The organism is Kutzneria buriramensis (genome assembly GCF_003387475.1).
Lineage (GTDB): Bacteria > Actinomycetota > Actinomycetes > Mycobacteriales > Pseudonocardiaceae > Kutzneria > Kutzneria buriramensis.
In genome coordinates this window covers 428,197-435,647 of record NZ_QUNO01000010.1, presented here as the reverse complement: position 1 = coordinate 435,647, position 7,451 = coordinate 428,197, and the positions used below count along the sequence as shown (strand labels likewise).

At 71.1% G+C, this 7,451-nt stretch carries 9 protein-coding genes and 1 pseudogene; 6 read left to right on the top strand and 4 right to left on the bottom strand.

All coding sequences use genetic code 11. The features are described 5' to 3' along the window. Positions 1 to 243 (top strand): annotated as a pseudogene (locus BCF44_RS55760) (hypothetical protein); the annotation flags it as partial. A 179-nt stretch (positions 244 to 422) separates the two neighbouring features. On the opposite strand, the gene BCF44_RS29805 reads toward BCF44_RS55760, so the two are convergent. After that, positions 423 to 1,184 carry an alpha/beta hydrolase family protein gene (locus tag BCF44_RS29805; RefSeq protein WP_246015709.1) on the bottom strand — a complete coding sequence of 254 codons (762 nt, stop codon included), beginning with the start codon at positions 1,182 to 1,184 and terminating at the stop codon, positions 423 to 425. A 70-nt stretch (positions 1,185 to 1,254) separates the two neighbouring features. Here BCF44_RS29805 and BCF44_RS29800 point away from each other — a divergent pair, with 70 nt between their 5' ends. Then, positions 1,255 to 2,208: an NAD-dependent epimerase/dehydratase family protein gene (locus tag BCF44_RS29800; RefSeq protein WP_246015707.1), complete on the top strand. Its 954-nt coding sequence runs from the start codon at positions 1,255 to 1,257 to the stop codon at positions 2,206 to 2,208. On the opposite strand, the gene BCF44_RS55755 is transcribed toward BCF44_RS29800, so the two are convergent. Beyond that, positions 2,186 to 2,329, bottom strand: a complete 144-nt coding sequence (locus BCF44_RS55755) for a hypothetical protein (RefSeq protein ID WP_170217819.1) — start codon at positions 2,327 to 2,329, stop codon at positions 2,186 to 2,188. The genes BCF44_RS29800 and BCF44_RS55755 overlap by 23 nt on opposite strands. A gap of 307 nt (positions 2,330 to 2,636) precedes the next feature. On the opposite strand from BCF44_RS55755, the gene BCF44_RS29790 reads away from it, so the two are divergent. Beyond that, a complete protein-coding gene (locus tag BCF44_RS29790) occupies positions 2,637 to 3,131 on the top strand; it encodes a SigE family RNA polymerase sigma factor (protein WP_116177695.1) in 495 nt (164 codons plus the stop codon). After that, positions 3,128 to 3,826, top strand: a complete 699-nt coding sequence (locus tag BCF44_RS29785; protein WP_116177694.1) for a hypothetical protein — start codon at positions 3,128 to 3,130, stop codon at positions 3,824 to 3,826. Before BCF44_RS29790 ends, BCF44_RS29785 begins: the two co-directional genes overlap by 4 nt. A 3-nt stretch (positions 3,827 to 3,829) precedes the next feature. Here BCF44_RS29785 and lexA read toward each other — a convergent pair whose 3' ends face one another. After that, positions 3,830 to 4,495, bottom strand: coding sequence for a transcriptional repressor LexA (gene lexA / locus BCF44_RS29780; protein WP_116177693.1), 666 nt, complete (start codon positions 4,493 to 4,495; stop codon positions 3,830 to 3,832). 151 nt (positions 4,496 to 4,646) lie between these two features. On the opposite strand from lexA, the gene BCF44_RS29775 reads away from it, so the two are divergent. Then, entirely contained in the window at positions 4,647 to 5,606 is a 960-nt protein-coding gene (locus tag BCF44_RS29775) for an o-succinylbenzoate synthase (RefSeq protein ID WP_246015705.1), read from the top strand. 106 nt (positions 5,607 to 5,712) lie between these two features. On the opposite strand, the gene BCF44_RS55750 is transcribed toward BCF44_RS29775, so the two are convergent. Next, complete coding sequence (locus BCF44_RS55750; protein WP_170217818.1) at positions 5,713 to 6,768, bottom strand: MFS transporter; 1,056 nt, start codon at positions 6,766 to 6,768, stop codon at positions 5,713 to 5,715. 33 nt (positions 6,769 to 6,801) lie between these two features. On the opposite strand from BCF44_RS55750, the gene BCF44_RS55745 reads away from it, so the two are divergent. After that, positions 6,802 to 7,446 (top strand): HAD family hydrolase, encoded by a 645-nt coding sequence (locus BCF44_RS55745; protein WP_170217817.1) that lies wholly within the window; start codon positions 6,802 to 6,804, stop codon positions 7,444 to 7,446. Positions 7,447 to 7,451: the final 5 nt, after the last annotated feature.

The window sequence follows — 7,451 nt, the reverse complement described above, 5'->3', positions numbered from 1 at the left end:
CAGACCCTCGCGACCGCCTCGACTGTGGCCCACGGCCTGCCGCAGGCCCAGTCCGACTCGCTGCTGTCGGTGGCCCGCGAGGCGTTCACGCACTCCCTGCACTACTCCGCGATCGCCGGTGGTGTGGTCGCGGTCGGCGCGGCGATCTTCACCATCGCCCTGCTGCGCCGGATCAAGCCCACCCCGCCCGCCCCCAAGGAGAACAACGAGGAGACGAAGGTCCTCGAAGGCGCCGTCGCCTGACCGAGGCAGCACCACCTCGGGGCCGGCTTGTTCGTACCAGGACGAGCCGGCCCCACAGAAACTTCCGTCGCCGGCACCACGCGTCATCGGTTTGCGTGGCAGCAACGACGCGGCGGCGACGGGACAGGATCGGCCCCCACCCGGGACGGCGGGTGGGGGCCGATCCCTTTGTGTGCCGGTCAGAACGCGTAGCGCCGGGCCCAGGCGGCCAGCACCTCGGCGACGAACTCGGCGTCGGTCCTGCGCGTCAGCAGGTGGTCCGCGCCGTCGACGGCGATGAACGACTTGGGGTGCCGGGCGGTGTCGAAGATCCGGCGGGCGTTCTCGACGCCGACCAGCTCGTCCACCGGCGAGTGCATCACCAGCAGCGCGGCCCCGAGCGTGGCGATGCACTCGGCCTGCGGCTGGGCGGCGACGTCGGCGAGGAACCCGGCCCGCACCCGGAACTTGCGGCCGGCCAGCACCACGTCGGCCTCGCCGTCCCGCTCGATGTCGTGCGCGCTGTCACCGAGCAGGTGCACCACGTGCTCCGGATCGGCCGGCGCGCCGATGGTGGCCACCGCCCGCACCTCGGAAATCCGGCGCCTGGCGGCCAGAACCGCCGCCCCGCCAAGGGAATGCCCGATCAGCAGGGTCGGCGCGGCGTGCGTCGTCCGCAGGTGGTCCGCGGCCAGCACCAGGTCCTCGATGTTGGAGGAGAAGTCGGTGTTGCCGAAGTCGCCGCCGGAGCCGCCCAGGCCGGTGAAGTCGAAGCGCAGCACGGCGATGCCGAACCCGGTGAGCGCCTTGCAGATCCGGGACGCCGCCAGCACGTCCTTGCCGCACGTGAAGCAGTGCGCGAACAGCGCGTATGCGCCGGGCGGACCCTCGGGCGGAAGCTCCAGTCGGGCGGCCAGCGGCTCGCCGAGCGACCCGGTGAACTCCGTCTTCTCACTGTGCACGAACCAGTTCCTAGCACACCGCTGATGGCACCAACTCGTGCTGTCCGTTTGGGTGCTGTCGGTGCGACGCGTGCCGGTAGCACAATTCGACGGCATGGAGGTGCTGGTCACAGGGGCGTTCGGCAACATCGGCTCCAGCGCGGTGGCGCAGCTGCGGGCGCAGGGCCATCACGTGCGCTGCTTCGACGTGCCGAGCAAGGGCAATCTCCGCCGGGCGCATGGCGCCACCAGCGTGGTGTGGGCGGACATCCGCGACGCCGACGCCGTTCAGCGGGCCGTGCGCGGCACGGACGTGGTGGTGCATCTGGCGGCCATTCTGCCGCCGTACGTGGCCGAGGACCCGCAGACCGCGCGGGATGTCAACGTCGGCGGCACCGAGAACGTGTTGTCCGCCGTGGACAAGCACGGCTCCCGGATCCTCCTCGCGTCCACTTTGGACGTGTACGGCCACACCCAGCACCTCGACCCGCCGCGCCGCGTGGACGATCCCGTGCGGGCGACCGACGAGTACTCCGGGCACAAGATCCGCTGCGAGGAGTTGGTGCGGCGGTCCGCGCGGCCCTGGGCGATCTACCGGTTCGGCGACGTGCCGCCGAACGAGCCCCGGCGGCCGCACCCGATCATGTTCGCCATCCCGCTGGACAATCGGATCGAGCTCGTGCACCGGGATGACGCCGGGCTGGCGATCGCCAACGGCGTCAAGGCCGACATCTGGGGCCGCACCTGGCTGATCGGCGGCGGCCCGAGCTGCCAGGTCCGCTACCGGGACATGCTGTTCCGGGTGATGGCCTCGGTGGGGCTGGGCGAGCTGCCCGAGTCGGCGTTCAGCACCGAGCCGTACTGCACCGACTGGCTGGACACCGAGGAGAGCCAGCGGGTGCTGCGCTTCCAGCGGCACACCTTCGACGAGATCATGGCCTACGTCGCCGAGGTCTCGCGGCCCGCGCTGCCGGCCCGCCTGGTGCTGCCGCTGCTGCGGCCGCTGGCCCGTCGCCAGATCCTCAAGCTGTCCCCCCACCTCTGAGCGCGTCCACCGGCTCCGTCCGGGCCGCCCACAGCGCCGGGTAGAGCCCGGCCACCGGCGCGCCCGCCGCCAGCGACAGGTCCAGCACCGGCGTCCAGCCGTTCAGCACGGAGATCACCACCACCGCGATGATGCCGCCGCCGGCGCCGATCCGCGCCCACCACCAGCGACACCAGGCCCAGCACCACGAAGAGCCCGTTCACGTCGTGCTCGACGCCGCCGCGCAGGGTCGCCGGATCGGGCGGGGCCAGCACCTGGAGTTGGCTGTGGTCGTTGGGGCAGCCGCGGTCGTGCCGCCGCAGCCGGCCACTGCGCCGAGGGCGACCAGCAGCGCGGCAGCCCTTACCGTGGGGGTCATGTCGGTCTCGACGAGTAGCTCGCGCGAAGGTTGAGGCAACCCTCGCCGGTCCCGGGGCGTCGGACAGGTCATGGCCAGGGGTGACGCCGAGTTCGTGGAGTTCGTGCAGGCCAGCACCGCACGGCTCCAACGCGCGGCGTACCTGCTGACCGGCGACCGCCACCAGGCCGAGGACGACGTGCAGACCGTGCTGGTGCGGATGTACACCGCCTGGTCGCGGATCCGGCGGCAGGACCCCTTCGCCTATGCCCGCAAGGTGCTGGCCAACCTGGTCATCGACCGCTGGCGGCGGCCGTTCCGGGAGGATGCCGCGGAAGAAGTGCCCGAACTGCCGGCGCTCGGCGACCTGGCCGACGGCATCGCCGCCCAGGACTGGCTGATGCGGGCGCTGGCGCAACTCAGCGCTCGGGAACGGACCGTCGTCGTGCTGCGGCACTTCTGGGACCTGTCCGAGGCCGACGTCGCCGCCGAGCTGAAGGTGTCGCTGGGCACCGTGAAGAGCACGGCGTCGCGGGCGCTGGCCAAGATGCGGCTGGCCGAGGGCGTTGTGGAGCGGATGTCATGAACGAGGTGGACCGCCTTCGGGAGGCGATGGCCCAGCCGCCGGGCGAACAGTTCGCCGAGGTCGACGTGCAGCAGATCATGAGGCGGGGCGGGCGGTTGCGACTGCGTCGCCGGCTGCTCACCGCCGCCGGCGCGGTGGCCGTGCTCGCCGCCGTCGCCGGCAGCGTGATCGGTGTCCAGCTGTACCGGGACGGCCAGGCCAGCTCGCCTGTCTCCGTGGCCGCTCCGCCCGTCGCGACCAACGACGCGGTGCCGGCCACGCCCGTGCTCGACACCCAGGTCGTCGATCCGACCGGCAACGCCGTGCTGTACTTCTCCCACGGCCGCAACGCCGCCGGCGTCGCCACGTACCGGCTCGTCCTGGCGCACAAAGACGCCGCCGGCAAGCTCACGCCCGTCCTGGCCACCGACGCCGACCTCACCGGCGGCGGGTTCCACAACATCACCACCGGCCATCCGGGCAGCTTCCTGCCGCTGTTCGGCTACTTCGTCGGGCCGGTGGCGCAGATCAAGGCCATGTACCGCGACCAGCCGGCGCAGGTGATGTGGAAGCAGGTGCCCGAGCTGAACGTGGCGGTCTTCTGGCTGCCGCCCAAGAACGGCCTCGAGGACGTAGACGCCAACAGCTCGGTGCAGCTGGACGCCTTCGACGCGCAGGGCAACGGCCTCTACGAGGACAACGGTCCCACTCGCTGACCGTCACACGCTGCGCAGCACCGTGGCGACGACGCCCAGCACTTCCGCGCGGTCGCCGTCGATCACGTCGTACGCCGGGTTCCGCGGCTCCAGGTACACGTGCCCCTTGCTCTTGCGGTACACCTTCACCGTGGCCTCGCCGTCGATCATCGCGGCCACGATCTGCCCTGTGTGCGCCTCGGGCTGCTTGCGGATGATGACGATGTCGCCGTCGCAGATCGCGGCGTCCACCATCGAGTCGCCGCGCACCCGCAGGCCGAACACCGTGCCGCGGCCGGTCAGTTCCCGTGGCAGCGTGAGGATGTCGTCGACGTGTTCCTCGGCCGTGATGGGAATGCCGGCCGCGATGTCGCCGACCACCGGCACGCTCACCGCGCCGTCGCCGTGCTCGCGGCTCTTCGCGCTGCCGCGCAGGAAGTCCCGCACGTCGATCGGCCGGGACACCGAGGCGCTGCGCCGCAGGTATCCCTTCTCCTCCAGCGCCGCCAGGTGCTTCGAGACCGAGGACGGGGACTTCAGGCCGACCCGGTCGCCGATCTCCCGGGTGCTCGGCGCGTAGCCGTACTCGACCACCCATTCCCGGATCGTGGCCAGGATCGCGAGCTGGCGCTCCGGCAGGGCCTCGGTGTCCATGTCCTGGAACGGGTCGAAGTCGGTGTAGGCGGTCATGACGTGATCATAGGGCCAGCTCGATTTCGAACAGCGGTGTGCCACCGCCTTGTCGTTCGTCCATATGCCGCCGCCGAATCCGCTCGCACGTTCGATTCCCGCCTCGATCGTCCGAACAGGACTGTCCGCGGCTGGGCTAGGGTTGGATCCCGTGCCGGTCTTCGACGACGTGCGGTTCTACGCGATTCCCCTGACGACCCGGTTCCGCGGCATCACCGTGCGGGAGGGCGCGCTGGTGCATGGCCCGAACGGCTGGGGCGAGTTCTGCCCGTTCGACGACTACGACGACGCCGTGTCGGCCCCGTGGCTGGCGACCGCCGTCGAGCAGTGCACTGACGGCTGGCCGGCTCCGGTTCGGGATCGGATTCCCATCAACTGCACCGTGCCCGTCGTGGACCCCGGCCGGGCGCACGAGATCGTCGCGAAGTCCGGCTGCGGCACCGCCAAGGTGAAGGTCGCCGACCATCCCGACTCCCTCGCCGAGGACATCGCCCGCCTGGAGGCCGTCCGCGACGCCCTGGGCCCCGCGGGCGCGATCCGCATCGACGCCAACGCCGTGTGGGATGTCGACACCGCCGTCACCCACATCCGTCAGCTGAACCGCGCCGCCGCCGGTCTGGAGTACGTCGAGCAGCCGTGCCGGACCATCGACGAACTCGCCGCCGTCCGCCGCCGCGTGGACGTCCGCATCGCCGCCGACGAGTCCATTCGCCGCGCCGACGACCCCCTCAAGGTCGCCGTGGCCGGCGCCGCCGACATCGCCGTCATCAAGTGCACCCCCCTCGGCGGCGTCCGCCGCGCCATGCGCGTCGCCGAAGCCGCCGGCCTCCCGGTCGTGGTGTCGTCCGCCCTGGAGACCAGCGTCGGCCTCGCTGCCCAGCTCGCCCTCGCCGGGGCCCTGCCCGAGCTCGACTTCGCCTGTGGCCTGGGCACCCTGTCCCTGCTCACCGGCGACGTCGTCCGCGACTCCTTCCGTGTGGTGGACGGCTTCCTGCCCGTGCCCACCAAGCCGCCAACCCCGGACCCCGAGCTGCTCGACCGTCACGCCATGACCGGCGACCGGCTCAGGTGGTGGCAGGACCGTCTGGCCCGCGTCTCCCGCCTCAGCTGATCACCCCGGGCTGCGGTTGCCGGGTTGCCGCCAGCACCGCCGCCGGCAGCCCCACCAGCGAAGCGCCAATCCCCAGCGCCGCAACGCCGCCCCATCCCCACGCCGCTCACAACTGCGCCCCGAACGCCGATCCCGCAGCGATCCCCAGGAACCGCGTGAAGAAGTACACGGTGTTCAAGCGGTTGTGATACCCCGGCTCCAACCCGAACAGCATGGCCTGGTTCACGACCTGATTCCCCCACACGCCGACGTCCAGCAGCACGGTCCCGACCACGAACCAGCCGACCCATCCCTCCCCGAAACCCAGTGCCACCCAGGCCAGAACCACCAATCCCACCAACGCGAACTGCCCGACCCGCGCCCCGAACCGATCCGCGACCCGTCCGGCCAACGGCGACGTCAGAGCACTGGCGGCGGCAACCAACCCGAACAACCCGACCACCGCCGGCCCCAACCCGAAATCGCGCAGCAGCACGAACGACAACGTGTTCCAGAACGCGCCGAAGGCAACGCCGACGATCACCCCGGCCAAACACACGCCAAGCACCATTCGCCCACCCAGCAGGCCGGGCAACGACCGAAGCACCGCCGAATGCCGAACCGCCGCCACCGCCGGCACGGAAGGCAAAGCGCGAACGAGCACCAGACCGACGACAACCATCATCGCCACCGAGCACCAGTACACCGCCCGCCACCCGAGCACCTGCCCGATCGCACCGGCATAGGCACGCGAAGCGAGCAGCCCCACCAGCAGCCCGCCCTGGAGAATCCCGACCACGCGCCCGCTGCGCTCGCCCCCGGCCAATGCCACCCCGAGGGGCAGCACCACCTGCGGAATGGGCGTCAGCAGCCCGATCAAGAACCCGGCAGCGGCCAGCCAGCCGACGGATGGCGCGAGTGCGGCGGCCACCAGCGCCGACGTCGTGGCGGCCATCATGGTCAGGATCAGCGGCCGGCGGTCGCGGATGTCGCCGAGCGGCACCAGCAGCAGGATGCCGGCGGCGTAGCCGAGCTGGGTCGCGGTGGGCACGATGCCGGCTTCCCCGTCACCGATCCGCAGGTCGGCGGCGACCTGCCCGAGCACGGGCTGGATCAGGTAGATGTTCGACGACGTGACGGCGCAGGTGGCGGCCAACACAGCGGTCAGGCGACGAGTGAGCACGTGACGCGAATATACTGCCCGCGGGGAGGGAACGTGAGCATCGAGCACATCGTGTGGGACTGGAACGGCACGCTGTTCGGCGACGGCGGCGCCCTGATCGAGTCCACCATCGAGGCATTCCGCACCGCGGGCCTGCCAGCCGTGACGAGGGAGCTCTACCAGGAGCGGCACCAGCAGCCGATCCCGGCCTTCTACGACCGGCTCGCCGGCCGACAGCTGTCCGACGACGAGCAAGCCGGCCTCGCCGAACACTTCCGCGCCGCCTACCTGGCAAGACGCGACACCATTCCACTTACGCATGATGCCGAGGACTGCTTGCGGAAATGGCATGGCAGCGGGCGGACGCAGTCGCTGCTGTCCATGTATCCGCACGACGAGCTGAAGCCGTTGGTGGCCAAGGCCGGCATAGCGGACTACTTCACCCAGGTCGACGGCCTGCGCGACGGCGAGCCCGGCCGCAAGGCTCCGCATCTGCGAAACCAGCTCGGGAAACTCGGCCTCGAACCGTCCACCGTGCTCCTGATCGGCGACAGCGTCGACGACGCGAACGCGGCGCGGGAGTGCGGGACGCAGTTCCGGCTCTACCACGCCGGTCGTGACGCCCTGCACGCCCGCGACCACTTCGTCGGCATGCACATCGTGGACAGCCTCAGCGAGGCCGTGGCCCAGGTCATCTGACGGCC

Excerpts from the sequence above, each read along its gene's own strand:
- BCF44_RS29790 (WP_116177695.1), top strand. The coding sequence starts at position 2,637 with ATGGCCAGGGGTGACGCCGAGTTCGTGGAGTTCGTGCAGGCCAGCACC.
- BCF44_RS29785 (WP_116177694.1), top strand. The coding sequence starts at position 3,128 with ATGAACGAGGTGGACCGCCTTCGGGAGGCGATGGCCCAGCCGCCGGGC.
- lexA (WP_116177693.1), bottom strand. The coding sequence starts at position 4,495 with ATGACCGCCTACACCGACTTCGACCCGTTCCAGGACATGGACACCGAG.